At 61.1% G+C, this 26,650-nt stretch carries 30 protein-coding genes; 16 read left to right on the top strand and 14 right to left on the bottom strand.

Going from position 1 to position 26,650, the window contains the following annotated elements:
* Positions 1-139: 139 nt before the first annotated feature.
* The 7 genes from BMX92_RS09395 to BMX92_RS09425 all read right to left on the bottom strand — a co-directional run bounded on the left by BMX92_RS09395 (position 140) and on the right by BMX92_RS09425 (position 4,321).
* Positions 140-1,069: a nucleotidyltransferase and HEPN domain-containing protein gene (locus tag BMX92_RS09395; RefSeq protein WP_093015486.1), complete on the bottom strand. Its 930-nt coding sequence runs from the start codon at positions 1,067-1,069 to the stop codon at positions 140-142.
* Positions 1,070-1,097: 28 nt separating this feature from the next.
* Complete coding sequence (locus BMX92_RS09400; RefSeq protein ID WP_256213340.1) at positions 1,098-1,469, bottom strand: type II toxin-antitoxin system VapC family toxin; 372 nt, start codon at positions 1,467-1,469, stop codon at positions 1,098-1,100.
* 10 nt (positions 1,470-1,479) lie between these two features.
* Positions 1,480-2,226 (bottom strand): AbrB/MazE/SpoVT family DNA-binding domain-containing protein, encoded by a 747-nt coding sequence (locus BMX92_RS27680; RefSeq protein WP_218145749.1) that lies wholly within the window; start codon positions 2,224-2,226, stop codon positions 1,480-1,482.
* 70 nt (positions 2,227-2,296) lie between these two features.
* Positions 2,297-2,965, bottom strand: coding sequence for a JAB domain-containing protein (locus BMX92_RS09410; protein WP_093015492.1), 669 nt, complete (start codon positions 2,963-2,965; stop codon positions 2,297-2,299).
* Entirely contained in the window at positions 2,869-3,309 is a 441-nt protein-coding gene (locus tag BMX92_RS09415; RefSeq protein ID WP_093015495.1) for a hypothetical protein, read from the bottom strand. The genes BMX92_RS09410 and BMX92_RS09415 overlap by 97 nt, the downstream gene beginning before the upstream one ends.
* Positions 3,306-3,707 carry a hypothetical protein gene (locus BMX92_RS09420; RefSeq protein WP_093015498.1) on the bottom strand — a complete coding sequence of 134 codons (402 nt, stop codon included), beginning with the start codon at positions 3,705-3,707 and terminating at the stop codon, positions 3,306-3,308. The genes BMX92_RS09415 and BMX92_RS09420 overlap by 4 nt, the downstream gene beginning before the upstream one ends.
* Before the next feature lie 62 nt (positions 3,708-3,769).
* The gene (locus BMX92_RS09425; RefSeq protein ID WP_177184975.1) at positions 3,770-4,321 is read right to left on the bottom strand and encodes a helix-turn-helix domain-containing protein; all 552 of its coding nucleotides are present in this window, start codon (positions 4,319-4,321) and stop codon (positions 3,770-3,772) included.
* Between the two features lie 358 nt (positions 4,322-4,679).
* Here BMX92_RS09425 and BMX92_RS09430 point away from each other — a divergent pair, with 358 nt between their 5' ends.
* Both BMX92_RS09430 and BMX92_RS09435 read left to right on the top strand, forming a co-directional pair.
* The gene (locus BMX92_RS09430) at positions 4,680-5,168 is read left to right on the top strand and encodes a sigma factor-like helix-turn-helix DNA-binding protein (protein WP_093015503.1); all 489 of its coding nucleotides are present in this window, start codon (positions 4,680-4,682) and stop codon (positions 5,166-5,168) included.
* A gap of 29 nt (positions 5,169-5,197) precedes the next feature.
* Entirely contained in the window at positions 5,198-6,073 is an 876-nt protein-coding gene (locus tag BMX92_RS09435) for a DUF7146 domain-containing protein (protein WP_256213341.1), read from the top strand.
* A 58-nt stretch (positions 6,074-6,131) separates the two neighbouring features.
* Here the strand turns inward: BMX92_RS09435 and BMX92_RS09440 are convergent, their stop codons facing one another.
* Positions 6,132-6,407 carry an HU family DNA-binding protein gene (locus BMX92_RS09440; RefSeq protein WP_093015509.1) on the bottom strand — a complete coding sequence of 92 codons (276 nt, stop codon included), beginning with the start codon at positions 6,405-6,407 and terminating at the stop codon, positions 6,132-6,134.
* Positions 6,408-6,557: 150 nt separating this feature from the next.
* Here BMX92_RS09440 and BMX92_RS09445 point away from each other — a divergent pair, with 150 nt between their 5' ends.
* From BMX92_RS09445 to BMX92_RS09455, 3 genes are all read left to right on the top strand, one after another.
* Positions 6,558-8,597 carry a ParB/RepB/Spo0J family partition protein gene (locus tag BMX92_RS09445; protein ID WP_093015512.1) on the top strand — a complete coding sequence of 680 codons (2,040 nt, stop codon included), beginning with the start codon at positions 6,558-6,560 and terminating at the stop codon, positions 8,595-8,597.
* A 109-nt stretch (positions 8,598-8,706) separates the two neighbouring features.
* The gene (locus BMX92_RS09450; RefSeq protein ID WP_093015515.1) at positions 8,707-8,964 is read left to right on the top strand and encodes a type II toxin-antitoxin system Phd/YefM family antitoxin; all 258 of its coding nucleotides are present in this window, start codon (positions 8,707-8,709) and stop codon (positions 8,962-8,964) included.
* Positions 8,961-9,359: a type II toxin-antitoxin system VapC family toxin gene (locus BMX92_RS09455; protein ID WP_093015518.1), complete on the top strand. Its 399-nt coding sequence runs from the start codon at positions 8,961-8,963 to the stop codon at positions 9,357-9,359. The genes BMX92_RS09450 and BMX92_RS09455 overlap by 4 nt, the downstream gene beginning before the upstream one ends.
* Before the next feature lie 83 nt (positions 9,360-9,442).
* Here the strand turns inward: BMX92_RS09455 and BMX92_RS09460 are convergent, their stop codons facing one another.
* On the bottom strand, positions 9,443-10,108 hold the full coding sequence (locus BMX92_RS09460; RefSeq protein WP_093015521.1) for a UPF0149 family protein: 666 nt from the start codon (positions 10,106-10,108) through the stop codon (positions 9,443-9,445).
* Between the two features lie 130 nt (positions 10,109-10,238).
* Between BMX92_RS09460 and BMX92_RS09465 the strand changes: the two genes are divergently transcribed.
* Positions 10,239-14,519, top strand: coding sequence for a strawberry notch-like NTP hydrolase domain-containing protein (locus tag BMX92_RS09465; protein ID WP_093015524.1), 4,281 nt, complete (start codon positions 10,239-10,241; stop codon positions 14,517-14,519).
* Between the two features lie 136 nt (positions 14,520-14,655).
* Here the strand turns inward: BMX92_RS09465 and BMX92_RS09470 are convergent, their stop codons facing one another.
* Entirely contained in the window at positions 14,656-15,561 is a 906-nt protein-coding gene (locus tag BMX92_RS09470) for a MucR family transcriptional regulator (RefSeq protein WP_256213342.1), read from the bottom strand.
* Between the two features lie 85 nt (positions 15,562-15,646).
* On the opposite strand from BMX92_RS09470, the gene BMX92_RS09475 reads away from it, so the two are divergent.
* The 5 genes from BMX92_RS09475 to BMX92_RS09495 are packed head-to-tail and all read left to right on the top strand — an operon-like array spanning position 15,647 to position 18,840.
* Positions 15,647-16,123 carry a hypothetical protein gene (locus BMX92_RS09475; RefSeq protein WP_093015530.1) on the top strand — a complete coding sequence of 159 codons (477 nt, stop codon included), beginning with the start codon at positions 15,647-15,649 and terminating at the stop codon, positions 16,121-16,123.
* Positions 16,116-16,778 carry a hypothetical protein gene (locus BMX92_RS09480; RefSeq protein ID WP_093015533.1) on the top strand — a complete coding sequence of 221 codons (663 nt, stop codon included), beginning with the start codon at positions 16,116-16,118 and terminating at the stop codon, positions 16,776-16,778. The genes BMX92_RS09475 and BMX92_RS09480 overlap by 8 nt, the downstream gene beginning before the upstream one ends.
* 45 nt (positions 16,779-16,823) lie before the next feature.
* Positions 16,824-17,522 carry a hypothetical protein gene (locus BMX92_RS09485; RefSeq protein ID WP_093015645.1) on the top strand — a complete coding sequence of 233 codons (699 nt, stop codon included), beginning with the start codon at positions 16,824-16,826 and terminating at the stop codon, positions 17,520-17,522.
* The gene (locus tag BMX92_RS09490) at positions 17,504-18,466 is read left to right on the top strand and encodes an N-6 DNA methylase (protein ID WP_256213343.1); all 963 of its coding nucleotides are present in this window, start codon (positions 17,504-17,506) and stop codon (positions 18,464-18,466) included. The genes BMX92_RS09485 and BMX92_RS09490 overlap by 19 nt, the downstream gene beginning before the upstream one ends.
* 32 nt (positions 18,467-18,498) lie before the next feature.
* Positions 18,499-18,840 carry a hypothetical protein gene (locus BMX92_RS09495; RefSeq protein ID WP_093015539.1) on the top strand — a complete coding sequence of 114 codons (342 nt, stop codon included), beginning with the start codon at positions 18,499-18,501 and terminating at the stop codon, positions 18,838-18,840.
* Between the two features lie 51 nt (positions 18,841-18,891).
* On the opposite strand, the gene BMX92_RS09500 is transcribed toward BMX92_RS09495, so the two are convergent.
* Positions 18,892-19,443 (bottom strand): type II toxin-antitoxin system VapC family toxin, encoded by a 552-nt coding sequence (locus tag BMX92_RS09500; RefSeq protein ID WP_177184976.1) that lies wholly within the window; start codon positions 19,441-19,443, stop codon positions 18,892-18,894.
* On the bottom strand, positions 19,433-19,657 hold the full coding sequence (locus BMX92_RS09505; protein ID WP_256213344.1) for a hypothetical protein: 225 nt from the start codon (positions 19,655-19,657) through the stop codon (positions 19,433-19,435). Before BMX92_RS09505 ends, BMX92_RS09500 begins: the two co-directional genes overlap by 11 nt.
* Before the next feature lie 239 nt (positions 19,658-19,896).
* On the opposite strand from BMX92_RS09505, the gene BMX92_RS09510 reads away from it, so the two are divergent.
* The 3 genes from BMX92_RS09510 (at position 19,897) to BMX92_RS09520 (ending at position 22,590) form a co-directional block, all read left to right on the top strand.
* Positions 19,897-21,093 (top strand): DUF932 domain-containing protein, encoded by a 1,197-nt coding sequence (locus BMX92_RS09510; protein ID WP_093015542.1) that lies wholly within the window; start codon positions 19,897-19,899, stop codon positions 21,091-21,093.
* A 93-nt stretch (positions 21,094-21,186) separates the two neighbouring features.
* A complete protein-coding gene (locus BMX92_RS09515; RefSeq protein WP_093015545.1) occupies positions 21,187-21,399 on the top strand; it encodes a hypothetical protein in 213 nt (70 codons plus the stop codon).
* A gap of 243 nt (positions 21,400-21,642) precedes the next feature.
* The gene (locus tag BMX92_RS09520; RefSeq protein WP_256213345.1) at positions 21,643-22,590 is read left to right on the top strand and encodes a DUF5983 family protein; all 948 of its coding nucleotides are present in this window, start codon (positions 21,643-21,645) and stop codon (positions 22,588-22,590) included.
* A gap of 37 nt (positions 22,591-22,627) precedes the next feature.
* Here BMX92_RS09520 and BMX92_RS09525 read toward each other — a convergent pair whose 3' ends face one another.
* The gene (locus BMX92_RS09525; RefSeq protein ID WP_093015551.1) at positions 22,628-24,025 is read right to left on the bottom strand and encodes a DUF6880 family protein; all 1,398 of its coding nucleotides are present in this window, start codon (positions 24,023-24,025) and stop codon (positions 22,628-22,630) included.
* Positions 24,025-24,204 (bottom strand): hypothetical protein, encoded by a 180-nt coding sequence (locus tag BMX92_RS09530; protein WP_093015554.1) that lies wholly within the window; start codon positions 24,202-24,204, stop codon positions 24,025-24,027. The genes BMX92_RS09525 and BMX92_RS09530 overlap by 1 nt, the downstream gene beginning before the upstream one ends.
* 141 nt (positions 24,205-24,345) lie before the next feature.
* Here BMX92_RS09530 and BMX92_RS09535 point away from each other — a divergent pair, with 141 nt between their 5' ends.
* Together BMX92_RS09535 and BMX92_RS09540 are read left to right on the top strand one after the other, a co-directional pair.
* Positions 24,346-26,013: an ATP-binding protein gene (locus tag BMX92_RS09535; RefSeq protein ID WP_093015556.1), complete on the top strand. Its 1,668-nt coding sequence runs from the start codon at positions 24,346-24,348 to the stop codon at positions 26,011-26,013.
* Positions 26,014-26,078: 65 nt separating this feature from the next.
* The gene (locus tag BMX92_RS09540) at positions 26,079-26,648 is read left to right on the top strand and encodes a DUF5983 family protein (protein ID WP_093015559.1); all 570 of its coding nucleotides are present in this window, start codon (positions 26,079-26,081) and stop codon (positions 26,646-26,648) included.
* Positions 26,649-26,650: the final 2 nt, after the last annotated feature.

Here is a 26,650-nt window from a genome sequence, read left to right on the forward strand (position 1 = left end):
CGCTCGACCCGTATGTCGAGCGTCGAAATACCTGACAGGATAATCCTGCGAGCGGCTGCCAGTGTTCCAGCCCGCAAAGTCGATGCTATCGGGGGAAGAGGACGGGATCAAGCCGTTGCGGGCGAAAGAGGTCGATGAGTTAATTCTCCAAAGCGTCGGCGGTCGCCTTCAACGCGGCAATATGATTGGTGCAGATCTCATGCACGCATTCCCCAAGTGTCTGGATGCGGGCCTGCAACCATGTGAGTTCCTCGAGCGAGATCCGAAAATGCTTCGAATATTGCGCCTTGCGATAGGCTTCCTTGAGCTTCTGGAACAAGGACCGTTCGGCCCTCGTACCGCGCGGCCAGACATCGAAAAGCGTCCGGTCGAGGCCCTCAGCCAACGATCGCAGAAAGATGATGTTATGGTCGTAGGGCGTATAGAAAGTGAGGGTCAGCAGCACGCATTGATATAGCCGCTCCGTCGCCTGCTGGAGATCATAAGCTGCGTCGCGAAGATAACCTTCAGAAATATAGAATTGAGCGCCTTTGAAACGCCTCATGCCAGCGGGAAACATCTCTTCGAAATATTCTTTTGCCGCAAGATGGGCCTGCTGTGGCGTTTTGGGCTTTGCCGACGCCAGCAATCGATCGTCGGATTGGTACAGGACCGCGCCGTCCTTGACGATCTCGGAGAAAAGAACACGGCCATGGGCGAGCGCGTCGTTCACCTCCTGGAGCGAATGGATGATGAAATTGACGGGCGTCCGAATGATTTTTTCGACAAGATAGGCATCGACCAGGCGCTGCTCGGTTTCGGTCCAATAAGCAGCACGGTCCGCAAGTTCCTTCTGGTTGACGATCACCAATATGTCGTAATCGGATTTGAACTGGTTCGCATCCAGCGGCGCGTCGACCCAATCGCCTCGCGCATAGGAGCCGAACAGGATGACCTTGAGAATGCGAGCGGACTTCTTCCTGCCCTTGGCATCCTGTGTCGCTTCGCGGAATCCCTGGAACAGCATTTCGACGACATGATCGAGTTCGCGCTGTTTGTTGGCAGGAAGATGATTGATATCCGTCTTCATCAATCCGGTCTCATCTCATTCTCTTCAATCACCGCACAACCTCGAACTGGATGGGAATGTCGAGCGTGGCCCATGCCTGATCGGTTGTTACCGCCACACCGTCATGGACTTGCGTTAAAGCCAGGCAGGAGCGGTCTCCGAGCGATAGACCGGCAGCGCGGGTAGAAGCGCGCAAGGCTCCACCGATATCTGCCTGTTCCCGATCGACAGCGATGATGTCGACATCGAGTTCCGCCAGCATAGCGCTTGCCTCGTTCGGCTTGACGCCGCGATCGATCAGCTTTGCCAGCACTTCATGATAGTTCACGGCAGAAACCAAGGCGCGAGAAAGTCGAGCCTCTACGCGCTCGGCGCCAGGCTCCTGGAACAACAAGGAGAGAAGCGCCGACGCATCCAGCACATAGATCCTATCAGTCACCCGACGCCTCGGCCCGCCGTTCGGCGATCAGTTCCTCCGACACCAATCCCTCACTCGGGGCGAAGGCGCGCAGTCGATCCTGGATCCGACGGAGCGCAGATCGAGCTGGCCTAATCCGGATCTCCTCATCATTCATCTCGATCAGCACGGTATCGCCATTTTGCAGTCCGAGCGAACGTCTCATATCAGCGGGGAGCGCAACGCGTCCGCCCGCGATGATCTTTCCTCGAACAATGCTCATGACAGATTCTCCGGCATTGGTACTGTTGTTGTGATAGTACCGCATTCCAGCATCGCGTATCAAGTCTGCTGCCGCGAGCAATTGCAAAGATTTTTGATCGCCAGACAGTCCCGGCAACAAGAACAAGGTGTCGATCACCTGGTCGAGCAGGAGGCGAATTTTGGGTGCCATGGCCAGATTTTTGCGCCGATGATCGTGCGGATCGCGTTCACGGATGAGGATGCCCATTTCAACAAGTTTGCCGGTCCGGCGATGCGCATTGACGGCGGGCTCTTCATCCTCAATCGAAATACCGGTCTGATAGAGGGTCCTCCCCTCGAGTTCCGCAAGATAAATCACCAGCAGCGATGGCCAGTAGGCTCGGGAGAGAAGGGCGCGCCCCACCAGCTTCTCCAATTTCCCGTCCAGACCGATGAGCAGTCGACACGCAGCCGCCCGCGCATGATCCACCCCAGTGGCGCGTGCATCCTGAACCTGCCTGTTGGCGACAGAAATCATCGCTTCGACCTCCTTTCCACGGGATGCTCTTGCTCCGCGGCAAATTCTGGATAAGCGCGAAGCCGAAAACCTACAGGTATCCGGCCCCTCGGAAGCTAATCGTACCGTTGCGGGCAACGACCAGATGATCGTGAAGCACGATATTGAAACAGCGTGCGGCGTGGGCGATCTTGTCTGTCAGGTCGCGATCGGCTCTCGAAGGCGCAGGGCAACCGGATGGGTGATTGTGGACGAGCAGAATCGCCGTTGCCTCCAGATCGAGGCACCGCTTCAGAATTTCGCGGGGCCAGGCCTGGACGGCCGATACCGTTCCGACGCCCATCACCTCGTCCGCAACCAACTCGTTGCCCGCATTAAGGAACAGAACCCGAAACCGCTCGATCGGATCATAGGCCATATGCCCTCTCAGATAATCGAGCACAGACTGATCGCTGGATAATATGGGCCGCTGCATGAGGTGCCCCCTCAGCATCTGCGTCATCACGCGTCTGAAGCAGAGGAACGTCTGCTCGACCTCGATCGAGCCATCCAGCAGTTCGATCCTGGCGGCCGAACGCGCTGAAACAGCCTCGCCAAGAGAGCCAAAGCGGGCGAAGAAGCGTTCTGAAAGTTCCTGCGCGCGATCAGGACATGTAAGGCCGATCAGTTCTTCCAGGGCGCGTCGACACCCAGGCGCATCAATCGTGTCCGGTGCCGCCAGGTGGCGATCACCAGAGCCAGTTGGGCGAACCAACTCCATAACGCCAGTGCATGCATATAGGCACGGGGAACCACATTGGGCGCAATCATCAGCGCAACATGAATGACAACTTCCGCGCCCAGCATCGCGGCGATCCAGATCGGCCAAAAGCGGGTGCTCCGAATTGAAAGCCATAGGAAAATGCCCAATATCAGCAAATCGATGATCAGGATGCCGGCTTCGACTCCCTGAAACCGGATCCCGAAAGGCGACGCGACAAACACAGTCAGGCTTGCGCCGCCTAAAAGGGTGGCCGCACCGATACGTTCGGGTTGGCCGCCCTTTATGAAGGCATAGGCGCTGCTCAGAAGCAGAAGAGCTAGGAACAGGACTTGTCGCGTCATGACGTAAAGGACGACAAATGTCCCGATCCGTCAATTTCTGTCGGCGAAAGCATCACACCGCTCGGAGATGCTGTCCCTCGGGTGGGCGACCCTGCCCTTGCCACCTTGAGAAGGTCGCCATAGCTGGTCTCCGGTAATCCAATTGCGTCACTGGCATGTTTGAGATTGGCGTGGGCGGTGACGATCTTCTCGCGCGTTTCTGCAACGAGCAGCATGGCCGAGGCGGAGCTTTGGATGGCGTCCTGGCCGATCATGGCCGAGAGGCGGGCATCCAGCCGCGCGAGCGGCAATGCCGCGTTGAGTTCGGCGATACGCGCAGCTGCGATGTCGATGGCCTCTTCGGCAGCGAACAAACGCTCGGCAACATGTTTGGCGACGGATTGGCGTTGAGCACGCATGGTTTCTCCTTCCCGCCCATCGGGGCAGGCTATGGTGATGGATTTGAGGATTTTTTGCCGCTCTATTTTGCCACGAGGTCGTTGAGTACCAACAGCAGGGATATTCCGGCCCCTACGGCAAAGAGCATCATGGGCGTGAGGATCGCGAACGCGATCAGGGTGGAGGGTCCATTCAGGTCATTGCGTTGCCTCCCGGCTACGCGGAACGGCACAATGTCGAGCAAGGAGGAGGGCTGTTTGCGAACGCCATATGGGCGTTGTCCTTCTGCGAACAGATCCTTGTGTTCCTCGCGTGTCGGCTGTGCGTCCGCCTTGGTTTCGTTGGACGCATTTGACCCGCAATTGGCTCCGCCGGGAATAGTCATTGGATAGGGGGGTATAATCTGCCCCCCCTTGCCAGCCTCCCAATCCACGAAAAGCTGGGCTGCTTTCCATCGCGACACGTTCCCAAGTATCTGCCGGGTTTCGAGAATATGATTGTTCACCGTATGGGGGGACAGGTTCAGGACTCGCCCGATCTCTTTGGACGATAAGCCTTTGGCGGCTTCTCGCAGGCAGTCGCCCTTGCGCGTGCTGAGCCGTTCAAGCCGGTCCGAATAGTCTTCCTCGTTCAAGGGCGTGTCCCTTCGCCAGTTCATGGCAACCGGAAGCGGCGTCCTCTCCAACCATATCATTCGAGTTTATTTTGCCGTCAGTATCCAGTCGCAGCCATTCTGTTTCAAACAAAAACCTTTCGAAAACATAATCGTTCTGCATCCGGTTTAACAGATTGTTTTGCAAGCAATCCGAACCGGTCACGCTACGACAGCGACGCCAGAAGATCATAGCTGAACATAGGCTTGGCGCTTCACGAACTCCTCCCATGGTCTCCGGACACAAGACGGTCGGCCGGGCGCTGCTCTGCAGCGATCGAGCCTCGCGAAGGAGGGAGGAGGCAAGGCGAGCGGAAGAACCCAGAGGGATCCGGTTGCCATGCAATACTCTGAAGTCCGTGCTCTGCTGCAAGACGTCAAAACATATCTTGTGACCGGAGGCTGGCCGCCATCACGCCGTCGGCGTCGCGCGCATCTGCTGCGGCGTCTCGATACCATTACAGCGCTATTGGACGCGGAGGCGCATCCAGCAATCGCAGTCGCCATGACCAGACTGGAAGGCGCGCCGGTCCTGCGCATCGACGCAGAAGAGGCCTATATCGAGGAGACGCCTGAAGGCGTGTGGGTCAGTGGATGGATATGGGTGGAGCAGCAAGCCTTGGCGTCCTGCGATGCCATGCGAATGATGAAGTTGCGCAACGCGATTGCGGATTTGCCGCAGCAAACTCGCGCCGTTTTCCTTGCCCATTGCGTCGAAGGTTCTGCCTATCCGGCGATAGCCCGCAGGTTGAGTCTCGAAGTTGCTGAGGTCCAGCGCGAACTGGCGTCGGCGCTTTTTATACTCTCGCAGGCCCTCGACGAGACATGAAGGATGATCCGCCAGGGCGGCTGACGACGATGAAATCTCTTGAACTAGAATTTGAAGGCGCAACCCTCTGCCACAAGCTGGGCGGAAAATGGCAGCAAGATCGCGGCCTGTGCCTATGTCCGGCCCATGATGACCATAATCCCAGCCTGTCGATCCGCGTCGGCAGGCGCGCGCTGCTGTTCAAATGCTTTGCCGGTTGCGACACGAGGGACGTCCTGCGGGCAATCCGGTGTCTACGCCTGCCTCTTCCGGAGCGGCACATTTCGGCTTCGTCGAGCAACGTGGCCTTGCCTCAAACAGGGGCAGGCCCCGCCCTGCGCATATGGAACGCATCCGCGTCTCTCGCTGGCACACCCGCGGAAACCTACCTGTCTGGGCGCCTGCTCACGCCGCCCTGGCATGATCTGCGCTATAATCCACGCACGCCGCTGGGGCGAGGTCGCAGCGTGGTGTTTCGTCCGGCAATGATCGCTGCCGTGCGGGAGCGGCGGCGGATCGTCGCCATCCACCGCACCTTCCTCGATCACGCAACCGCCACCCGGGCAAGCGATCTTGCCGATCCCCGCATGATGCTCGGACGTCCTGGGCGCGGCGCGGTGCAACTCATGCACCCCGGTCCGGTCCTCGGCCTGGCCGAAGGCATCGAGACCGCGCTAGCGGCGATGCAGTTGCACCGGATCCCGGTTTGGGCGATCCTCGGGGCAGAACGCGCGGGCCATATCCTGTTACCCGATTGGCTGGAGCGCCTCGTCCTCCTGTTCGACAGGGATGCGGCTGGGTGGAAAGCGAATAAAAGTGCTCGCCTTGCCTATGAGCGACCGGGCCTGGAGATCATCAGCGTGTGGCCGCTGCCGCCCAACAATGATTGGGCAGATGTGCTGGAAAGGCGGCAACGCGCTGCCTGAAGGCTATGAACGAAGCTGGGGCTGCCCTGCGACGACAGAAACAGGGCAGCGATGCCGGTCAGCCGTTCAGGCGATCCTTGACTGCCTTGGCGGGCGTGAACGTCAGCTTCTTCGACGCCTTGATGGAGATGGTTTCGCCTGTCGCCGGATTGCGCCCCTCTCGCGCCGGGCTGTCCTTGACTTTGAACTTGCCGAACCCGTTCAGCGAAATTTCGTCCCCTTTGGCTGCCGCATCGGCGATCGTCCCGAACACAGTGTCGACGAACTTGCGAGCGTCTGCCTTGGTAAGTCCGTGAGCGGTTGTAAGCGCTTCGGCCAGTTCGGAATTGTTCATAACCATCCTCCTGAAAATTGCGAAGCTAGGGTTCATAGCGTTGCGCCTGCCTGCCGTCACGAGCCAAAACGGCGCGAACGGAAAGGAAAGGGGGAGGGAATCGGATGCGCGGTTCGATGTGCGGGCCGCAGCTTTTGCGGAGTCCATTGCATGACCAAGCCATCCATTCTCGTCCCGGCAACCCATCTCACCAAGTCGCCCGTCAATGTGCGCAAGCGGACCGATCCGCGCGCCGATGCCGAACTCGAAGCCAGCATCGCCGGACATGGCCTCATCCAGAATCTCGTCGGCGTGCCGGTCTCCCGCAAAAAGGGCCATTATCGTATCACCGCCGGCGGCCGACGCCTCGACGCGATCCATCGCCTGATCGAGAAGGGCACGCTGCCTCCCGATCATGAGGTGCCCGTCCTTGTTCTGGCCAACAGCAAGGACGGCCGGGAGATCAGCCTGGCTGAAAACTACGATCGGCTCCAAATGTCGCCAGCCGAAGATTGCCTGGCCTTTCGCGATCTAATCGAGGTCGAGGGCCGCAGCACGGCGGAGATCGCCAAGCGTTTCGGCATTGAGGAACGCTTCGTAATCGGGCGCTTGCGCCTCGCCAATCTTGCCCAGCCGATCTTCGAGGCGCTCGAGGCTGACGAAATCACCCTCGATGTGGCCAAGGCTTACGCGACGACCGCCGACACTGGTCGCCAGACGGCGGTTTGGGAAGCGCTGCGAAACAGCTATTCGCGCGATAATGTCAACGAGATTCGGCGGGCGCTCAATGGCTACAGCTATCGGGCGAACGATCCCAAGGCCCTGCTGGTCGGGCGGGATACCTATATCGCGGCTGGCGGCCGCGTCGAGGACGCGGATCTGTTCTCGACCGCTGCCGACGAGCGCTGGATCGACACCCATATCCTCGATGAACTGGCGGAGGCGAAACTCATCGCGCAGGCCGAGGCGATCCGTGAGCGCGAGGGCCTGGGGGAAGTGCGCATCGTCACCGGCGTGCGCATCCCCTATATGGAAACCTATGCGCTGCAACCGCTGACCGGCGCTGCCGAGCCACTCACACAGGAGCAGGAAGCGCGCAAGCAGGAGATCGAGGGGGAGATCGCCGAAATTGAACTGCTTGCCGAAGACGAGGACTATGAGCCCGATGATGACGAGGAACAGCGCTATGCCACGCTCCAGGCGGAACTGACGACGATCGTCGAACGCGACGCGGTGATCGATCCCGAACAGAAAGCGACCGCGCTCGCCTATGTGGTGCTCGGCGAAGACGGCACGCCGCAAATGCATCACCAACTCTATGTCGCGCCGGTGCCTGACGAGGAGAGCAGCGAGGCCGATAATGACGGCGACGACTGTGACGATGATGTCGGCGACGAAACGCAGGATAACAGCGCCGCCGGCGATGCTCGCCCCGTGATGAGCCAGCGCCTTCGTGAAATGCTGGCGATGATGAAAACCGAGCTTTTGGCGGTCCACGTCGCCAGCGATCCCGCGTTCGCGTTGGATCTGGGCACCTTCATCATGGTCGACCGCGAATCCCGCCTGGCATCTTTCGATATCCCGAGCGATCTGCGAGCCTCCGCGCCGTCCCGTCTCCTCCTCGACTTCAAGCCGGCAACGGCCGCCGCTGGGGAATGGACGAAGCTCGACGAGGCGCTCGATCGGAGCTGGGTCAATCACCAGGCCGTTCCGGATCGCTATGATGCCTTCTGCGCGCTCCCCGATGAAGCGCGCGCAGCCTGGCTGGGATGGGCGATTGCGCGCACGCTTCACGCCGTTCCCGATGGCCGCGCTGGCACCGGCTTTCTCGATCATCTGGGGCGCAAGCTCGGGGTCGATGTCGCGGCCTGGTGGCGTCCAACGGCGCTCACCTACTTCGACAAGCTGACCAAGCCCGGCATCCTTGCCCTGTTCGAAGAGATTGGCGGACTGGAATTGCGGGTGCGCTATTCCGGATCGAAGAAGCACGATCTTGCCGCGTCGGCCGAACGGCTGTTCGGTGGAGATGTCATCATCGAGCCCGAGATCCAGGAACGGGCGGTCGCCTGGCTGCCCGATCAGATGCGGTTCGCCGCGCCCGAGATCTGCGACCAGCCGACCTCCTCCGATAATAGCGGGAACGACCTGACGGACACGGTGAACGCAGAAGGTGACAACGACGGCGACGAAAGCTTTGCGCAAGTCGCCTGAACGCGACCGGGGGCCGGGAATGCATTCCGGCCCCCGGCTTCGGCCTTGAATTGGACTATCAAATGGTCTAAAAATACCTATCGATCTCCATAGCCAGGGATAATGTCCTATGCATATTTCCGTATCTGACGCGAAAGGCCAACTCACCGACCTCGTTCGACGCGCGGAAGCAGGGGACGAAATCATCCTGACCCGCCATGGTCACGCTGCAGTCCGTCTTGTGCCCATCAAAGTACCTACCGACCGGGCGAGCCGCCGCACATTGCTGGAAGAGGTGCGCAAGGCCGCCACAGCCAAGGCGACAACTGGCCCGGATGCAGCGCATAGCCAGGATTTCCTTTATGGCGATGAGGGCATGCCCGAATGATCGCGATCGACACCTCGGCGATCATGGCGATACTCTTGAATGAACCGGAAGCGGAAGCCTGTATCGCCGCGCTTGAAGGCGAAGAGGGGGTGATCGTGATGTCATCCGGGACGTTGGCCGAGACGCTCATTGTCGCCGGACGGCGCAACGTGGGAATAGAGGCGCATCACCTCATCGAGGGTCTTGGCATCGAGATCGCGCTGGTGACTGCCGCCTCCGCCAAACGCGTCGCAGACGCTTACGCCCGGTGGGGCAAGGGGGTTCATCCTGCAGGCCTCAATTTTGGGGACTGCTTCGCCTATGAAATCGCGAAGGAACGAAATTGCCCGCTGCTTTTCGTCGGAGACGACTTTAGCCGGACAGATATCGATCGCCAGTTGCCTTGCGCGGATTGATGCATACCGCTTGTCGTTTGGAAGGGCGCAGAGAAACGTCGAACTGACGGCCCAGGCCACCCCCCTGCGCTGTCTGCGACCGTTTAATTCAGACCGCAGCATTTCTTGTATTTGCGGCCCGACCCGCAGGGACATGGATCGTTGCGTCCGATCTTTTGGCGCGTGATGGTGGCCGGTCGGTTGGGGTCATTCTCAAGCCGCCACTGATGCAGCATCTCGACCCAGATCGGAATCAGGTCAGGTGCTTCCCGATCCCATCGGTCTTCCGCGGTGAGAGTGAGCTTCTTCGTGCCATCGGCGAACGCGCGAAGTTCGGCAATGCCCTCGATCGCGGCGCGGCAACCGGGATCATCGTCATCGAGGACTCGCTGCCATCCCGAAGGCGCAAGATCCATCGCCTGTCCGAAGCCCTCGACCCACATCTCCCACAAGGTCTCGTCCGTCCGCGTGTCGATTTCGAGCACCGGCTCGAAGCTGCCCGGCTGGCCGAGGCTGGCCAGGATGACATGATAGTGATGCATGACAAGGTCAGTGAAATGCTGGAGACCGCCCATGTCGCTGAAATCCAGCATGCCCGTGCCGTCGTCACCAGCCCAGATCATCTTCAGCCATTGGCTGGGTGCAAGCAGATCGGGGCTGACAAGGATCCCGGTGAGGAAGCCGTCCAGTTGCGAAAGCAGCATGCAATCCTCGCCCTGGTCAAGCAGCAGCCGGTCGAGTTCGTCGAGATAGTCGAGTGGAATGGCCATGCCCTTTCATAGCCTCGAGCCGATCCCACGTCATCGGGTCTGATGTATCGCTCCCCGCAAATCCAGGGACCGGAATGAAGGAGAGCGGGAGGGGGACAGCAGGATTGTCCCGTTCTCCAATGAGGTGCCCATGAACTTGCCCCAACTCGCCCTGTCGCAGACCCAGGACGCGCCCGCTCGCCTGTTCGAGGTCGCCCGTTCCCTTGTCCATCGCCTGCGCAATGGCGGCATGGTCAATCGCCAGTCCCTCAAGCGCGTGATGACCCAAATGTTCGGCGAGGATGACGCCGCCGGTGCCTGGTCGATGCGCGATGCCTATGATGCGCTGGAAACCGCGCAGGTCCTGCACCTCACCGATCCGCAAAGCGCGCTTCTTGCAGGAACGCCTCTCGATATCTTTCAACGACTGCGGCAATTCGAACGGGGCTTGCCGACGCAGACCTACCGCTCGGAAAAGCAGGTCGACCTCCAACAGTTCAGCACGCCCATCAGCCTCGCCTGGCTCGCGGCCATGGCGGCGCGCTGCCGCTCGGACGATATCCTGCTCGAACCCTCGGCCGGCACCGGCATGCTGGCGGTCCATGGCTCCCGGGCAGGCGCCTGCCTGCTGCTCAATGAGCGTGATCCCGCGCGCGCCGCCCTGCTGTCCCGAAGCTTCGGTCAGATCGTGACGGGCCATGATGCCGAACATATCCAGGACCTGCTGATCACCGAGCGACCGCCGACGCTGGTGTTGATCAATCCACCCTTCAGCCGCAGCGCCGGACGCGGGATCGATCGCCATGCCGGCGCGCGCCATCTGCGCGGCGCACTGGCATCCCTCGCCCCCGGCGGGCGATGCGTCGCAATCATGCCGACGAGCTTCTCGCCCGAAGGCTCGGCTGCGCTTGGCTATAATGCGGTCGCAGAGCTTGTGCCGCCCCGTGTCGAAATCACCATATTGGGCAGGCCCTACGCCAAACATGGGACTGGGATCGATGTGCGTCTGCTGGTCTTCGACAAGGGATGGGTCGGCATGCCGGAACGCCATATCGCGGCAAATATCGAAGCGGCGCTGGAACTTGCCCTGGCCATCCCAGATCGGCTCGATCCCCTACAGCCGCCGCCTCTCGTCCCGCCGCCGGCCGTTGCTCTCTCGCCCTCAAGACCAGCCACCAACATCTCGCCGGGAAACCTCTTTGCACATATGAACGGCCAGAGGCTCGCGCCGCCATCGCGGATCGCGGCGGCGGCAAACGACGCGCGGCTAATCGCGTACACCGTTCGGCGGGAGCCGTTCCCTCCCGGCGAGATCGTGGGCATCTATTCTGCCTGGCGGCCCGCGCGGATCGCCATCGATGGCGTTTCCCGGCATCCCGATGACCTTGTCGAATCCATCGCCATGGCCTCAGTGTCCTTGCCGGTGCCGCGCTACCAACCCCTGCTCCAGGACCGGGCGGTCACGGCGCTGTCAGAGGCACAGCTTGAAACCGTCATTTATGCCGGTGAGGCGCATGCACGCGATCTTGTCGGCAGCTTTTCTTCCAATATCGCGGGCGATCGCCTGATCGAGGACAAAGAGGGCAAACTCTATCGCACCGGCTTCTTTATCGCCGACGGAACGGGGGTCGGCAAAGGACGCGAGGCGGCGGGCATTATCCTGGACCAGTGGAACCGGGCCAATCGCCGCGCCATCTGGATTTCGATGGCCGATCTTATCGAGGATGCCCGTCGTGACTGGACGGCACTGGGCGGGCTTGCCATCGATATTCAGCCGATCTCAAACTTCCCCCTGGGCACATCGATCATAATGGAAAGCGGCATCGTCTTCCTCACCTACGCCGCCTTACGCTCCGCGCGCCACGATACAGCCTCGCGCCTGCAACAACTGCTGGACTGGACCGGCGAGGGTTTCGCCGGCGTGATCGTCTTCGACGAATCCCACGCCATGGCCCATGCCGGCGGAACCGAAACGGATTTCGGAAAGGCGCGGGGATCGGAACAGGGACTTGCCGGCGTTCGGTTGCAGAACGCGCTGCCGCGCGCGCGCATTCTCTATATGTCCGCGACGGGCGCGGCCAGGCCGGAGAACCTTTCCTATGCTGTCCGTCTGGGGCTCTGGGGACCGGGCACGGCCTTCGCCACGCGCGACATGTTCATGACGGCAATGGAAGAGGGCGGTATCGCAGCCCTGGAGGTCGTGTGCCGCGATCTCAAGGCAATGGGCCTCTACACCGCCCGGGCATTGAGCTTCGCGGGCGTCGAATATGAGCCGCTGGAACATGTGCTGACGCCCGATCAGATTTCGATCTATGATGCCTATGCGGATAGCTGGAGCATTATCCATCGCGGATTGCGCGACGTGCTTGCCGAGATCGGTATCGTCGACAGGATATCGGGTAAGACCCAGAACGCCCGGGCGCGTGGTTCGGCGCTCAGCGCCTTCGAATCTGCTAAATTACGGTTCTTTTCCAGCCTTCTGGTGAGCATGAAGATTCCCTCGCTTGTCGAGGCGATCGAACAGGAACTTAGCGCTGGCAACGCCGTGCTGGTGCAGCTCGCGAGTACGGGCGAGTCCATCATGGATCGGCGATTGTCCGAACTCTCGGCCGAGGAGCGGGCCACGATGGATGTTCAGGTTTCTCCGAAAGAGACCCTCATCGATTATCTGAAAAACGCTTTCCCGGTACGGCAGATGCGGGTCTTTCGCGCCGAGGATGGCGCGATGCGGGCCGAACCGATGATCGATGCCGATGGCAATCCGGTGCTTTGCCGGCAGGCGACTACCGCGCGCGACGAACTGATCGAGGAACTGTGTGCGCTGCCCGCGATTCCGACCGCGCTCGACGCGCTTATCGCGCATTTCGGAACCGACCGGGTCGCCGAGATCACCGGACGCTCGCGGCGCATCGTGACCGAGATCGCCGGGCGGCAGAAGGTCGAGAGGCGCGGTGCTCGCGCCAATGTGTTTGAGGTTCAGGCGTTTCAGGACGGCAGGAAGCCCATCGCCGCCTTTTCCCTTGCCGGGAGTACGGGACGATCCATGCATTCCGATCGGGACTGTTCGAGCGCGCATAGGCGTCGTATCCATTTCCTGCTGGAACTGGGCTTTCGCATATTCTCGGCCGTGCAGGGTTTCGGGCGCAGCCATCGGACCAACCAGCTGACGCCGCCCGTCTACCGGCCACTCACCACCGACTGCCGCGGGGAGCGGCGCTTCCTCAGCACCATCATCCGGGGCCTGGAAGCGTTGGGCGCGTTGACCAGGGGGCAGCGCCAGACCGGATCGCAAAATCTGTTCGACCCTTCCGACAATCTGGAATCCGACCATGCGCGTGACGCGCTCATCCAATGGTTCCATCTCCTCTATGAGGGTAAGCTGCGCAGTGTCTCGCTCGCCGACTTCCAGGACATGACGGGCCTTGAGCTTTGCGACGAAGGCGGGGAACTGCTGGAACGCCTGCCGCCCATTCACCGCTGGCTCAACCGCATATTGGCGCTGCGGATCGCGACCCAGAACAGCATATTCGAGGAATTTCTGGGACTGGTCGAGGACCGCGTCGAGGTGGCGCGCGCAGCCGGAACGCTCGACCTGGGTATCGAGACGATCCGCGCCGAGAAGATGGATCTGCTCTCCGACCGGCTTTTGCGTACCGATCCCGTGACCGGCGCCGAGACAAGGCTTTTGCGCCTGGAACTGCACCGACGGCCCCCGGTCACCAGTTGGGCGGAGCTGCTGCTTCAATGCAAGGGTATAGGTGATATCGCATGCCTGCATAATGCCCGCTCCGGCCGGGTGGCGCTGCGTGTTCCGACCTGGCGAGGGCAGGATGAGGAGGGCGAATGGATCGAGCGCTGCTACCTCATTCGCCCCACCGGTCAGATCCGCATAGATGTCGCGGCTCTGTCCGGCAGCCACTGGAGCGAGATTGAGCGCGACACATTCCAGGCCCTCTGGGAACAGGAAGCGGCTGAAGCCGGGAAGAATCTCATGGTCGAAACGATCACCATGGCCACCGGCCTGCTGCTGCCCGTGTGGCACAAATTGCCGGAAGATGACGTGCGCGTATGGCGGATCGATGATGGCGTGGGCAGTTCGATCCTGGGGCGCATCATTCACCCTGCCGCCGTCGAACGGATCGAACGGGAGTTCGGTCTCGATGGTGGCATAGCCCTAGGTCCCGACGAGATCATCGCTGGTGCGCGTACGGCAAGCGGTGTGTCGATCCCCGGCCTTGGCCCGGCACGGCTTGCCCGGGTTCACGTCAACGACAGTCCTCGTCTCGAAATCCGGGATTATCGCCCCGAGGACCGGACGTGGCTGAAGGCGTGCGGAGCGTTCAGTGAGGTCGTGGCCTTCAAGACCAGATTGTTTTTGCCGCCTGATCGCGCAAGCGACATTCTTGCCCGGCTCATTGCGGAGCGCGCCTGACGCAAGACCGCTCGGCACTTGGTCAGCATCGCTCCGATATCGCTCTGCGGTCCTTGATCGCAGAGCAGGCGAAGCGCGGATCATTGGTTCCGCGCTTCGCCCGAACGCTTTACTCTGTGGACGCCTTCGTTGTTGTTCAAGCCCCCTTATGTTTCAACTTCAACGTGCGCCGTCGGGGCCCTTTCGCCTCCGCAGACGCAGGGGCTTTGGGCTTTGTGGCTTTTTCGGCGGTCTTTGCCTTGCCTGCCGGCTTTACAGTTCCCGCCGTCGTCGGCGCGGGCGTCACTTCCTGCGAGGCGGCCGATGTCTTCGTGCTGGCGCGAGGGGCCTTCCTGGCCGTTGATTTCGTCTTGACCGGTTTTGCCGACGCCGTTTCGGGCAGCACTGGCTCAGGCTTCGCCTCGACTGGAACGATATCCCGCTGAACGTCAGGCTTGGCAGCCGCGGCCTTGACGCGCCCGCGCTTCGGCTTTTCGTCCGTTACGGGCGCTGGTGTCGCCGCCGGATCGACGGCCGCAATCTCCCCTATCCGTCCCCTGGCGCCGAGCTGTCGCCCGAGCCCGAGTTTCTGGGCAACGGCGCGACGTTGTTCCGAATAGGCCGGTGCGACCATGGGATATGTTTTCGGGAGAGTATAGCGCGCACGATATTCGGCAGGTGTCAGGCCATGGGCTGCCAGATGTCGTTTGAGCGTCTTGTAAGCCTTACCGTCGATCATACTGATGATGTGTTCGCGCGAGCCAATGCTCTTGCGGACCGAAACGGCCGGAACATGCTCGGGCGTTGCCGACACCGCGACTTCCGCCTTGCGCTCCAGCGCGCCGCGCGTGGCTTCGATGATTCCGGCGATATCACCCGCTGGCACCTGATTGTTCGCGAAATAGGCGCTCAGTAACTGCACCGTCATCGCGGTGAAATCGGGCTGCTCGGTATCGGACATCAATAACTCCCGGTTGAGGCAAGGCATGGAAGAAGCCGGTGATTGCCTGAAAAGACTGGCCAAACAGCTAAGCGGGAAAGAGCTTCTCTGGCAAGCAGGCAATGAACAGCATCCATATGGTCCCAAGAAGGGGAGAGGGAGAGGAGATGGAGACCGGTTGAAGGTCTTATTTTCTGAAAGGCATGACATGGCCGACCGCGTATCAGCGCACATCCTGATCGGCGGGACTTTATCCCGCGGCAAATATCCCGCGCTTGTCCAGGCGATCAGCAATGACAATCCCGCTATCGATTGGGACGGGACGCCCTTCGATCCCACGAATATTCCCGCAAACGCCCCTCTTGCCCTGATGGACCATGAGGTTGCCTGGGGACGCTTCGAAGCGATCGAAGCCTGCTGCCACCGCCTTGGACTCCATTATGTCCGATGGTCGAACGGATATATCGGCAGTTTCCCGTCCATCCGTGTCGTCTATCCAGGCCATGGTGAACCTGAAACCTTCCTGACGACCGAAGGCGACGACCAGATCTTCTCGATCGAGCACATCCGTGAACTGGGAAGTGTCGAGGCGATCGAAGCCGAATATCGGCGCGCCAAGCTGAACCCACCGCCTCTGGGCCTCGTCGATGACGATCTGATCGATGAGGTGACGATCCATGGCTGACCATTATGTCCAGGGTTCCTTCGCCTTCACCTGCACGGCGCAGGAAAGTGCGCTGATCGAGGAGGCGTGGCAGCATGCAGCCGATCTGCTGGGCGATTTCGTGCCGGGCGAACCGAGCGCTGAATTTCTCGCCGCTTTCATGCCAACTGACTTCGCCAATCCGTTCAACGGTTTGCTCGAAATCTTCGAGGATCCCGCCTTTCCCGATTTCGGCGCCGAAATCGAGATCGCGGGCGGTGCCGAATGCATCGTCGCGATTTATGGCGCGGCAGACTTCCAACCCGGTCCGATCGCCGAACTCATTCGGTATTGTTGCCAGGAGAGCTTGAAGACTGCGCCAATAGGGTTCGACTGGAGCTATAGCTGCACACGTCCGCGTCGCGACAGCTTCGGGGGAGGGTGGTGCGCGATATTCGCCGATCATGTCGAGTTTGCGACCACGCAGGAAGAACTGGCGCGACGACTGGGCAGATCGGCAGCAACGCCACCGGGAGAACCGCCCGATCCATGGATTGACGATCCTGCATATCCATCAGTCGACTGGAAGACCGAGGTGGGCAATGGCGATACGCGTCTTGGCTATCTCGACTGGGCTCTCGCCCGGACTGAAGCAGACCACAGCGCGTGTTCCCCAACCGGAACGCCGTCGGCCTGACGCACCACACGTCTCCAAATCTTCGAGAACCACAAGGATGATATGATGACCGACGCCAGTGCGGCGGGCGCGTCCGCGCGCCTGTATAGCCAAACCGAATATGACGAACGCGGCAATTTCCACTATGAGGGCGATCTCTATCGTGCCGGTGAAACGTTGCCATCGCTCGCCTCCCGGATCGAACGCCATCTGGCACAACATTTTACCGGAAACACCTTCGCGATCCGCACAGAGAAATTTGCCGGGGGACGCAAGGTCATCGCGGAGATACTCGATACCCCGGACGACCTGACCGGCCGTGACGCGCAGAACGCCTTCATCGTCGAGGTGCGCGATCAAATGGAGCGGTTCGGTTTCACGCGGACCAATCCGTTGCAGGATTTTTGGTCATGCAGTTTCTACTGCGACGTTCGCATCGGCCAGGCCTATTGGGCGGCATTGGCAAAACGTCAGGGTATCCGCAATCCCGTCGATACGGTGATATCACTGGCGGCGTTCAAGAAGCGCATCAGAGCCGGTGATCGGTTGAAGCTGATTGATGCGCCGGCTGGTCATCGTCTTCTCGGGACGACCCGCGAAATCACCAAAGTGCGCTCTGGTGACCTGATCCTCGAAGGTCGTTCCTACCTGTCCTTTCCCCGGGCATCCGCCTTTGCCTGCGACGGCCGCCTGATCCGGATCGCCATCGGTTCGCAATATTGTCCCGACGATCATCTTCTCTACGAATGGCAAAGGGCTTCCTGAGCACGACTTCCTATCCGCCGAAACGCCGGCCGGACGCAACCAGTGCTGCAGGAGAAATCTCGTCGCGTTCGGCCATTCGGCACCGTTCCACCTCATCGTCAATCGCGGAGGCCTGCGTGCACGAGCCGCATCTCAAAGCCATGGCGGCGCTATTGCGCCGTAGCCAGCCGCACCATGATCTCTATACTGTCTTTGGTGACTGCATGGAGGCCATGGCGATCGCTATGGCCAACAGTATCGACCTGCGTGAACGCGAAAAGCGTGAGGCTCGTTATCTGGATATTGTCGGGCGCTACCGGCGGGATGTCATCGATCTGTTTCCGCAAGTGCTCTCCGAACTGGTGCAGGCTCTCGAGGCTGGGCCCGGCGACGTGCTAGGCGCCCTGTTCCACGACCTCGACCTTCACAGCAAGGCGCGTGGGCAATATTTCACACCCTATGCGCTCAGCCGCTGCATGGCGAAGGCCACTCTGGGGAATCGCGAAAATGTGGAAGCGATGATCGCGCAGCATGGCTTCGTGACCGCCATGGAGCCCGCTTGCGGCGCGGGGTCGATGGTGATCGCGCTTGCTGAGACCATGCGCGATATCGGGCATAACTATCAGCATCACCTTCATGTGACGGCGATCGATATCGATCCGCGCGCGATCCACATGGCCTATATCCAGTTTTCATTGCTTCATATTCCAGCCCATCTCATGGTCGGCAACGCCTTGTCGGGTGAGATGCAGGACCATTGGTTCACCCCGGCGCATATACTCGGGGGATGGAACGCTCGGCTCGCCCTTCGTCAACGTCGCGAACTCGTGGCTGAGACCGCCCAACGCGCGACCGCCGCGATCGCCGCGACAGGCCCGACATCACCATCGCAAGGCGCCGTTCCGCCATCGCACCAACCAAGGGCATCGCAGCAGTCCATGCCGCGACAGCTGAGCCTCTTCTAACGTTCTCACGTCCCACATCATAGGAGATTGGCATGTCCCGACATGTCCATATCGACGCCCTGGGCCGGATGACGTCCGGCACAGCAATCATAACTTTGGCCATCGGCGGACCGCGCGGCGGCATGCGTGCGATCGAGGATATTTCGATCGATGAAGCCGAGAAATTGGTGACGCAACTTCAGGCTGCGGTCGCTGACGCTCGGGCCGGGGCGGCCATCGACCCGGTCGAACGCTTCATGCAGGACGTCATCGACCGGCTCCGCGATCCGGGTCTCGCGCTCGATCCTTCTTTTCGTTCATGGTGTGCCAGCAATCATGGCCTGCTCAGTCCACGGCAGTCGGCTGAACGTTGGTGCTGCTGGCACGTTGCCTGACCGATCCTGCCGGTCCCGAACATGATTGGTTTCCCGTGCCTATGTGAGGGGTCAATAAAGGATGACGCCCGTCCCCGGAATGATCTGATCCAGAAAATCGAAATCGCGCCGGTTGCCGGTCAGCAGGTCACAGCCGGTCGCCGCAGCCTGCAGAAACAGCAGGGCATCGTTGAGCAGGGCGATCGAATGGGGTTGGCCGCAAAGCCGTGTGACCATGCCTGCCAGCATACCGGCCTCTCCGAACATGCGGGAGGAGGGCGCGCTGAGGCGATGCTCCGGGATATCGTCGATCGTACGTCCCAGCGTCTTGAGCACCGACGCGGTGCGTTTGTCGGCCGGATCGAGCGCGCCCATCAGGTGAGTCATCTCGGCAAGCGCCACGCAGGAATGATTGACGATGCGGTTTTCCAGCAAGGAGTCTACTTCGATCGGCGTCTTGCCCTGGAGCACATCAATATAGACGCACGTGTCGAGCAGAAGCTCGCGGCCTATGACAGCTGCCTTGTGAATGAGCGGCAATTCCTTTTCGGGGCGTCGCGACAGCCTGGCAGCAGATCGCTGCGGCCTGATCCTGCGCAACGAGGCCTTGCGATCAAATCCCAAGCGCCATATCCGCAGGGATCGTGCCCTTTCGGCGCACAAGCCTGGCTCCGAAATCATCCTCGAGCGCCACTTTGGCGAGCGCATATTCGACGAGATCGGTGGTCGAGGCGATGCCGCTGCGCATCTTGGCGCGATCGATGAGTTCACGCGGGACACGGGCGCCGACCGCGCTGTTCGTGCCCGACAGCAAACCCGCCGCCTTGGCAGCGGCCACGACCGCTCCATGTCGCTGGGACAGATGATCCTCGTGCTTCGTCGCCATCATGGCCTCCTCTCGTTGAACATATACGCCAATTTGTAAAACATACAAGCCGCCGTCGTACCGGCTGCCGTCCGTCTGATTCTTGTGAAACCGATATCGCGGCACGCGAGAAGGGGAAGGGAAGGGAAGGGCGGGGACGTGACAGGAGCGGTGAAGCACCTGTCGCTCTGCATCTCAAGGAGACGATTTCCATGGCGACCCTTGCCCCCATGAACGAAAGCCCCCGCGTCACGGCGCCCTATCGGATCGATGTCTCGCGCGGACGCATGAGCAGCCGCGTATCCTCCGAGTGGTTCTCCCGTCCCAACGACGAGAAATATCTCTCGCTGACCAGTCTCTATGATGCCGTGCGCGGCCGCGCGGACCGTGCGACCACGCGTATTGTTGAAAGCCGGTCGATCCGGGTTGAGGCGAAAAGTGACAATCCAGAGCGGCTGATGCTGGTGGCGCCGGGCGATGATCGACCGCTTGCACCCACCAACTGGTCCTTTGGCCAGGTGGCAAGTCTCGTCGGTGCCCCGGCCTCTTATCTGCGGCAGCTTCCTGCCGCGCTTGCCGGCATCAACTTGCAGCATGGGTTGATCAACCACCGGGGCGAGCAGGTTAAACTGCTCCAGACCGAGAATGGTCGCACCGAATTGCGGGCGGCGACCGGGTCGGAATATGGCAGGATCTTTGACTGGGAACTGGTCCAGGCGGTGATGGCCTTTGCCGGCGATGGCGTCGGCGACACGCGCTGGAAGGTGCCTGGAACCATCGACTGGGGCAGCATGACCTATAACCCGCATGTCGATATCACCAGGGAGGCGACCACGCTCTACGCATCGGACCGGGACATTTTCCTGTTCCTCGTGGACGACACGCACCCTATCGAGGCCGGCAAGCTTCCTAATGGCGATCCCGACCTCTATTTTCGAGGGTTCTACGCCTGGAACAGTGAGGTCGGCTCTAAAACACTCGGGATCGCGACTTTCTATCTGCGCGGCGTGTGCGCCAACCGCTGCCTGTGGGGTGTCGAGAATTTCGAGGAGGTCAATATTCGCCACTCGAAATTCGCCGGCGCCCGTTTCGCGCATCAGGCCGCGCCCGCGCTCGAGCATTTCGCCAACTCTTCGCCCTCGCATTTCATCTCCGGCATCAAGGCCGCCCGCGAGCGGATCGTCGCGCGCAAGGAGGAAGAGCGCGAACCGTTCCTGCGCAAACGCGGCTTTTCCAGGGCCGAGACGGCAAAGATCATCCAGACCGTGCTGGCCGAGGAAGGCCGTCCACCGGAATCCATCTATGATTTCGTCCAGGGCATAACAGCGCTCGCGCGCGCGAAGCCGCATCAGGACAGCCGCCTCGACCTGGAGAACAAGGCCAGAAAGCTGCTCGAACAGGCGCTTTGAGGCCCGGTGCCACCGCTCTCATGCCTTTTCCACCTTCTTCCTCGCCATCCCGGTCAAGCACCGGGGTGGCCATTGTCATGAAAGGATGCCGCCATGCGCGCCCATTCGTCCCTTCCCCTGCCGCAATTTATCGTCGACATCGCCTTCTTCAGCGGCGGCGAGCGATATGCCACCGAGACCTACACCGTTCCTGCATCCACCTGGTTCGCTGCGGAGCAACAGGCGCTGCAGATGTCGGTGAACAGCGTCTATGACGATGCGCGCATTCCTGACCTTAGCCGCGCCGCCACCGTCCGTCCGATCTGATGAACCTCTGAGATCGTTTCCAATGACAGCCCTTCCGCACCGGGATCCTGCGATCCAGCCGCTGTCCTAACTTCGAGCGCTGTGCCGCCTCCCGCTAGAGCCATCTCCATGACCCGTTACACGCTATCCCATCTCGAAACCGCTGCTTGTCTTTGGGAAGCCGTCCTCGAACTGCGCGATCGCCCGGTGACCAATTCCGATGCAAGCGGTCTGGCATTTGCCTTGCGCAAATGCGTCGATACTGTGGGCACCGCGGCGCTGCGCCTTATCGTGGTAGGCTGGGTTGATGCTGTCGAGGCCGCATGGAGCGTCGTCGAGGGCGAATATCCGCTTTCGTTCGACTGGGATTTCGTGCCCCGTTGGATTGCCGACGCGGTCGACTGGTCGGATCCGCACCATCCGATCATCTGTGGAAATGCGCCCGCTCCGAGCGACCCAGTGACTTCGGCTCCGCCCACAGGAGAAGGCGAGGCCTCCCGTCCCATAATCGGGACCAGCCGCGACGACTATCTGGCGCTTCTTGCAGGCGCGCGCACCGCCCTTGAAGCGCCGGACACTCTTGATACCGCTGCGCGCGCAGCCCTGATCAACGCTATAAGCGTGAGTGAGAACGCTATAGTCGCTTCGATATTGCCATGGCCAATAGAGGTCCAGGCTGCAGTGATCGAACACAGGCATGGAATGAACATCCATGTCGCGGTCGATGCGATGGCTCTCGATGTGGAAATCGCTGCTTATTGCCGCGAATGGTGGAGCGAGATCGACGACGCGCGCAACCCGAACGATCTGTCCGTCGCCGAAGTGATATCAAGCTATTTCGAATGTCATCCGTCGGAAAGCTGCACGAAGGATCGCATGCGTATTGCGCCCGTCGCACATGAATGCGCCTTCGTCGCCAGATCGATCGAGCAGGGTCGCTATTGCGTGCTGTCGACTGCCCATCTCACAGTCCATACCGCCTCGTGCCTCGATAAATGGGCGTCCTGGCCGCCCAGCGATCGACCGATCGATATTGCGGCTTCCGTTTATGGCTGGTTCGTGCCGACGCGTGCCATCGATCCTGATCGCAGCGCGCAGTTGCCGCAGGACCTGCTGCGCCTCATCGCCTTTGGCCGCGAGCGCGGCTTCCAGTTCCTGCTCTTCGACTGTGACGGCAGCGACATCGATGGGTTGCCGCTGCACGATTGGTAAGGGGCTTTTCGACTGGTTGGCTGTGGCTTTCAGACGATCATCCAAATTTACCCGCAACCTGGTTCCAGAAACCGATCTTGCGTCCATGCGCCTTGCGAAGGTCGGCCAGCCATTCATCATGCGGTACGACATCGACATCATTAGGGATATGGTCGGCCAGGGCCGTCGCCGCTGCAAAGTCCCGCGCAGCATAGGGGTAATATTTCGAACTCGCCCGGTCGAGCACGCCGGTCACCAGTCGGCGATAGAGCAAGGTGGCCCCGCCCGGATCGGCCTGAGACAAAGCCTCTGCGGCAGGACGCAGAATGTCATAGGTCCGGGCTTCCAGATCTTCGAACCTTTCCCTTGCCAGCCTGCCCGCGCGTTTGAGATCGGGCCAGGCAATCAGGAACGCCAGCGCCGATGTCGCCCGATCATATGCCATGGCCTGATCAAGGGCTTGCCTTTCCGCAGCGACATCCTCGAAATCGGGCAAGGCCCTGAGCCATTCGCGTAGCGCCTGAGCGTCGAGCCAACGGTCGAAGATCGCCTTGCGCTGCACCTGTGCATCGTCCCTACGGCCCAGCGCCTCAAAGGCGCGTAATTTGAGATCGCCAAGTTCGCGCTCGTTATGGCTGCGCTCTACCGGTGCGTCGATCCAGTCGAGAGCTTCTGCCGCACGATCCTGCGCGATCAGGCGGGCGGCAACCTGCGCATTGAGCAGGGGATTGCGGCGTTCAGGATCGACTGTCGCAATATAGGCGTCCACATCGCCGTCGAGATCTGCGAGCTTGGGCAACAGCCAGCCGACCTTATAATCGAATTGCCGCCGCTCCGGGCCGGTCAGCCCCGCCTGCCGCTCCAGCAGCATCCGTCGCAAGGCTGCGCGGCCTGTCTGTCCCAGAGCCGGGGAGGCTGCGTCCGGCAGGTCGTCAAACACGCCATAGCCATCCCCTTCAATCAGCGTTAAAATATCCCCTGCGAGCTGCTCGACATCGGGTACATCGGCTCGGGCCCACAGCAGTCCCAGATCCTCGCCGCCTTGCCGGAACACCGCGCCCAACGAACCGCTGCTGTCGTCGGACCTTTCGAACACCGGTTCGGCAAGGCTCAGCAGCAGCTTCATGCTATCGATCGCCTCGCTCAGAGAAGTTTCGGCCAGTGGTCCCAATATGGTTTCACGCAACTGATCGAGTTCGCGCGCTAGCGGACCCACCTTGTCCCATTCGACGAACCCGCGCGAACGCCGGATGGTCTTCAGCCGCTTGTCGATCTCGTGGGCCAGGCCCCCGCTATCGTCCTTCGCCGCCAGTTCCATACGGACCGCGCGGGCGAATACGGCGTCACGCTCGGCCTGGGCCAGGACAAGCCGGGCAAGGCGCGCCGGTCCCAGTGCCTCAATCGCTTCGGGCGTCATCTTGCCCGAGCCACCTCTGCCATTTCCGGATGCCGCCATCAGCCGTCTTCACCTGATACCGACCGTCCTGTCCCCTTGATCAGTGCAAGCAGCATGGCGTGCAGCGCATCTTCAGCGCGTTCGCGCCGCGCCGGATCGGTGGCGGAGATGTCCCGGCGCATCCAGTCCGGCAGGCGGCGCAGAAAGTTGGTCAGTTGCGAATCCAGATCCTGAGGCATCCCTCGTCCTTCGCAGTCCGGGACCGCTGCCGCAATATCGGATGCAATGCGGTTTCCACGGGTACCATGCTCTTTGAAGACGAACGGAGGGGAGGGAGCGGGGTGGGGTGGGGGTTCCAGTCCGGAACCTGGGAGAACACCATGCCCTTTCCAACAACGATCCATAGCGCCGTCAGCCCGGACGCGATCCGCCGCGCTTCCCGCCTTTTTTCAGGCGATAGTCGGGACTGCCTCCATGAGATTTTCCAGAATGCGAGGCGGGCCGACGCCACCCGCATCGCGGTCGATCTGACCGAACGGGAAGGCTGCTCCCTTCTTCATGTCCGTGATGATGGCTGCGGCATCGACGATCCGGCCGCTCTGCTGACGTTGGGCCATTCGGGATGGGGCGATGACATCGCGCGTTCCGAAGACCCGGCCGGCATGGGCATGTTCAGTCTTGCCGGTCGCACTATCGAAATCCAGTCCTTCTCGCCCTCTGCCGGCACGGCCTGGAAGGTCCAGATCCCCGCCGACGCATGGGACAGCGGCGCGCCGCTTGCCCTTGGCCAGGGCACGATCAGGTGGGGCACGCTGATCTCGATCGAAATGCCGGACGACTGGAAGCATGGATTGCACGCGGCTGTTGCCGATGCCGCCCGTCATTTTCCCTTGCCGGTGACGTTGAATGGCGCGCTGCTGCTCCGGGAAGACTTTCTCAAGGACGCCAGGCTTGTCGAAAATGCCTGCGGCTGCCGTATCGGTGTCTATGATCAGGATACTGATTGGCAGGATGGCCACCGCGTCAATTTCCACGGGCACCGCGTCAAATGCGCCCTTCCAACGGTGCGGGAGGAGACGGATGGTGGCGGTCGCTGGACGGTCCGGATCGACATCGTCGACGCCCCGCAAATCCATCTGCTACTGCCAGCCCGCAAGGAAGTGATCGACAACGCGGCGTTGAAGGCGCTTCGCGACGCGGCCGAGCGAATCCTATACAAGGCCATCGCTGCACGGCCGGACCATCGGCTGCCGTTCAGCGCCTGGCAGCGGGCCCGTGAACTGGGCGTCACGCTGCCGCAAGCGCGCTCCGGCCTATCGATCTGGCGGCCGCAGACCGCTGATGACTGTCATGGACGCAGCCGCCGCATGATCGCCCCCGAAGGCGCAATGCTGATCGTTCCCTCGCTGGAGCCCGATATCGCGCAGGCTCTCGCGCTGGCGCGGGGCAAGCCGCCCATCCAGGATGTTCAACTCGTCGAGGCGGAAGACATGCTGCAAGGATATGCCTGGTATGATGATATCCCGGTCATCAAGGATATTTCCTTCCGCATCGACCGGGAAAGCACCCTGCATCGCTATGATGACGACATGTTTCTCCCCGCTGATTTCGCTTGTGGCCTCGTCGACAGGATCACTCTCGATCTCACGGTTGGTGAAACCGGTCGCGCGGATGCGCTCCGCAGCGTCCATTTCATCGAAATCCCGGCGCTTGTCTGCCGCAATGGCGGTTGGGATATCGAGGAGGCCATCATCCTGGCCACGCGCGATGGTGGTATCACGCCGGATCGGCTGGGACACATGATCTATGCGACGCTCTTCTGCTCGAGCGACGATCGCGACTGCGATAGCTGGGATACGCAGTCGCGATCCTTCGGGCGCGATGCCCGGCAGCACGCTGTCCAGATCCTCCTCGGGGAGGACGCGGCGACCCTCGAAGCCATTAACATGAGCGCGTGGGATAATCTGAGTTGGTTGATCCCGCTGGATCGCAAGATCGTCATTTACGCCGAGCGCGGTGCCATCACGGTCGATTTCCTGCCGAACTGAAAAGCTGCCTGAGATCGCTCGGCATAGCTGACGCCCATATCCCAACCAAATGAAGGAGACCGGCCATGCGTCGCTTCCCCGTCTGCGCCTGCTCGACAGCGCATCTTCCGCCCTCCGAGCAGGACGCCATTGACCGACTGATCCGGGATGCGCCGCGAAGCGACGGCCGGATCATTGTCGATCATCCGATATTGTCCATCGAGGCGCACCAATATGGCTTCTGGGTCCATCTTGGCCTGTTCGATGACTGGCCGGAGAGACCCGACGAGCTTTCCCCTGAATTCTGGGCGTTGTTGGCCGACGCCCGCAACACCGGAGCGACCTGGCTCAGCTTCGACCGTGATGAACCGCCTTCCGATCGATTCCCGGTCTTTGTGGCCGCGCTAGGGCAGGGGGAGGAAACGGGCGAGGCCGGGAAGCCGGTAAATGCCGCGAGCCCTTCGGCCAGGATCACGATCCGCTGTTCTGCGTGTGGCAGCGCCGACGTGATGCGCGATGCCTGGGCCCGCTGGGACGATGATGCCCAGGACTGGGCGCTCGGTGCGGTGTTCGACGCGGCCTTTTGCGAGGCCTGCGAAAGTGATGCCGCGCTGTCCGAACTGCCGCTCTACGGATCGGAGGAGACCCATCCATGACG

Origin of the sequence: Sphingobium sp. YR768 (assembly GCF_900111125.1) — a bacterium.
Lineage (GTDB): Bacteria > Pseudomonadota > Alphaproteobacteria > Sphingomonadales > Sphingomonadaceae > Sphingobium.

Excerpts from the sequence above, each read along its gene's own strand:
- BMX92_RS09510 (WP_093015542.1), top strand. The coding sequence starts at position 19,897 with ATGGCGACCCTTGCCCCCATGAACGAAAGCCCCCGCGTCACGGCGCCC.
- BMX92_RS09395 (WP_093015486.1), bottom strand. The coding sequence starts at position 1,069 with ATGAAGACGGATATCAATCATCTTCCTGCCAACAAACAGCGCGAACTC.
- BMX92_RS09445 (WP_093015512.1), top strand. The coding sequence starts at position 6,558 with ATGACCAAGCCATCCATTCTCGTCCCGGCAACCCATCTCACCAAGTCG.
- BMX92_RS09455 (WP_093015518.1), top strand. The coding sequence starts at position 8,961 with ATGATCGCGATCGACACCTCGGCGATCATGGCGATACTCTTGAATGAA.
- BMX92_RS09525 (WP_093015551.1), bottom strand. The coding sequence starts at position 24,025 with ATGGCGGCATCCGGAAATGGCAGAGGTGGCTCGGGCAAGATGACGCCC.
- BMX92_RS09540 (WP_093015559.1), top strand. The coding sequence starts at position 26,079 with ATGCGTCGCTTCCCCGTCTGCGCCTGCTCGACAGCGCATCTTCCGCCC.
- BMX92_RS09420 (WP_093015498.1), bottom strand. The coding sequence starts at position 3,707 with ATGCGTGCTCAACGCCAATCCGTCGCCAAACATGTTGCCGAGCGTTTG.
- BMX92_RS09480 (WP_093015533.1), top strand. The coding sequence starts at position 16,116 with ATGGCTGACCATTATGTCCAGGGTTCCTTCGCCTTCACCTGCACGGCG.
- BMX92_RS09440 (WP_093015509.1), bottom strand. The coding sequence starts at position 6,407 with ATGAACAATTCCGAACTGGCCGAAGCGCTTACAACCGCTCACGGACTT.
- BMX92_RS09490 (WP_256213343.1), top strand. The coding sequence starts at position 17,504 with ATGGCAAAGGGCTTCCTGAGCACGACTTCCTATCCGCCGAAACGCCGG.
- BMX92_RS09535 (WP_093015556.1), top strand. The coding sequence starts at position 24,346 with ATGCCCTTTCCAACAACGATCCATAGCGCCGTCAGCCCGGACGCGATC.
- BMX92_RS09430 (WP_093015503.1), top strand. The coding sequence starts at position 4,680 with ATGCAATACTCTGAAGTCCGTGCTCTGCTGCAAGACGTCAAAACATAT.
- BMX92_RS09530 (WP_093015554.1), bottom strand. The coding sequence starts at position 24,204 with ATGCCTCAGGATCTGGATTCGCAACTGACCAACTTTCTGCGCCGCCTG.
- BMX92_RS09410 (WP_093015492.1), bottom strand. The coding sequence starts at position 2,965 with ATGGAGTTGGTTCGCCCAACTGGCTCTGGTGATCGCCACCTGGCGGCA.
- BMX92_RS09475 (WP_093015530.1), top strand. The coding sequence starts at position 15,647 with ATGGCCGACCGCGTATCAGCGCACATCCTGATCGGCGGGACTTTATCC.
- BMX92_RS09515 (WP_093015545.1), top strand. The coding sequence starts at position 21,187 with ATGCGCGCCCATTCGTCCCTTCCCCTGCCGCAATTTATCGTCGACATC.
- BMX92_RS09460 (WP_093015521.1), bottom strand. The coding sequence starts at position 10,108 with ATGGCCATTCCACTCGACTATCTCGACGAACTCGACCGGCTGCTGCTT.
- BMX92_RS27680 (WP_218145749.1), bottom strand. The coding sequence starts at position 2,226 with ATGATTTCTGTCGCCAACAGGCAGGTTCAGGATGCACGCGCCACTGGG.
- BMX92_RS09450 (WP_093015515.1), top strand. The coding sequence starts at position 8,707 with ATGCATATTTCCGTATCTGACGCGAAAGGCCAACTCACCGACCTCGTT.
- BMX92_RS09435 (WP_256213341.1), top strand. The coding sequence starts at position 5,198 with ATGAAATCTCTTGAACTAGAATTTGAAGGCGCAACCCTCTGCCACAAG.
- BMX92_RS09485 (WP_093015645.1), top strand. The coding sequence starts at position 16,824 with ATGACCGACGCCAGTGCGGCGGGCGCGTCCGCGCGCCTGTATAGCCAA.
- BMX92_RS09465 (WP_093015524.1), top strand. The coding sequence starts at position 10,239 with ATGAACTTGCCCCAACTCGCCCTGTCGCAGACCCAGGACGCGCCCGCT.
- BMX92_RS09415 (WP_093015495.1), bottom strand. The coding sequence starts at position 3,309 with ATGACGCGACAAGTCCTGTTCCTAGCTCTTCTGCTTCTGAGCAGCGCC.
- BMX92_RS09495 (WP_093015539.1), top strand. The coding sequence starts at position 18,499 with ATGTCCCGACATGTCCATATCGACGCCCTGGGCCGGATGACGTCCGGC.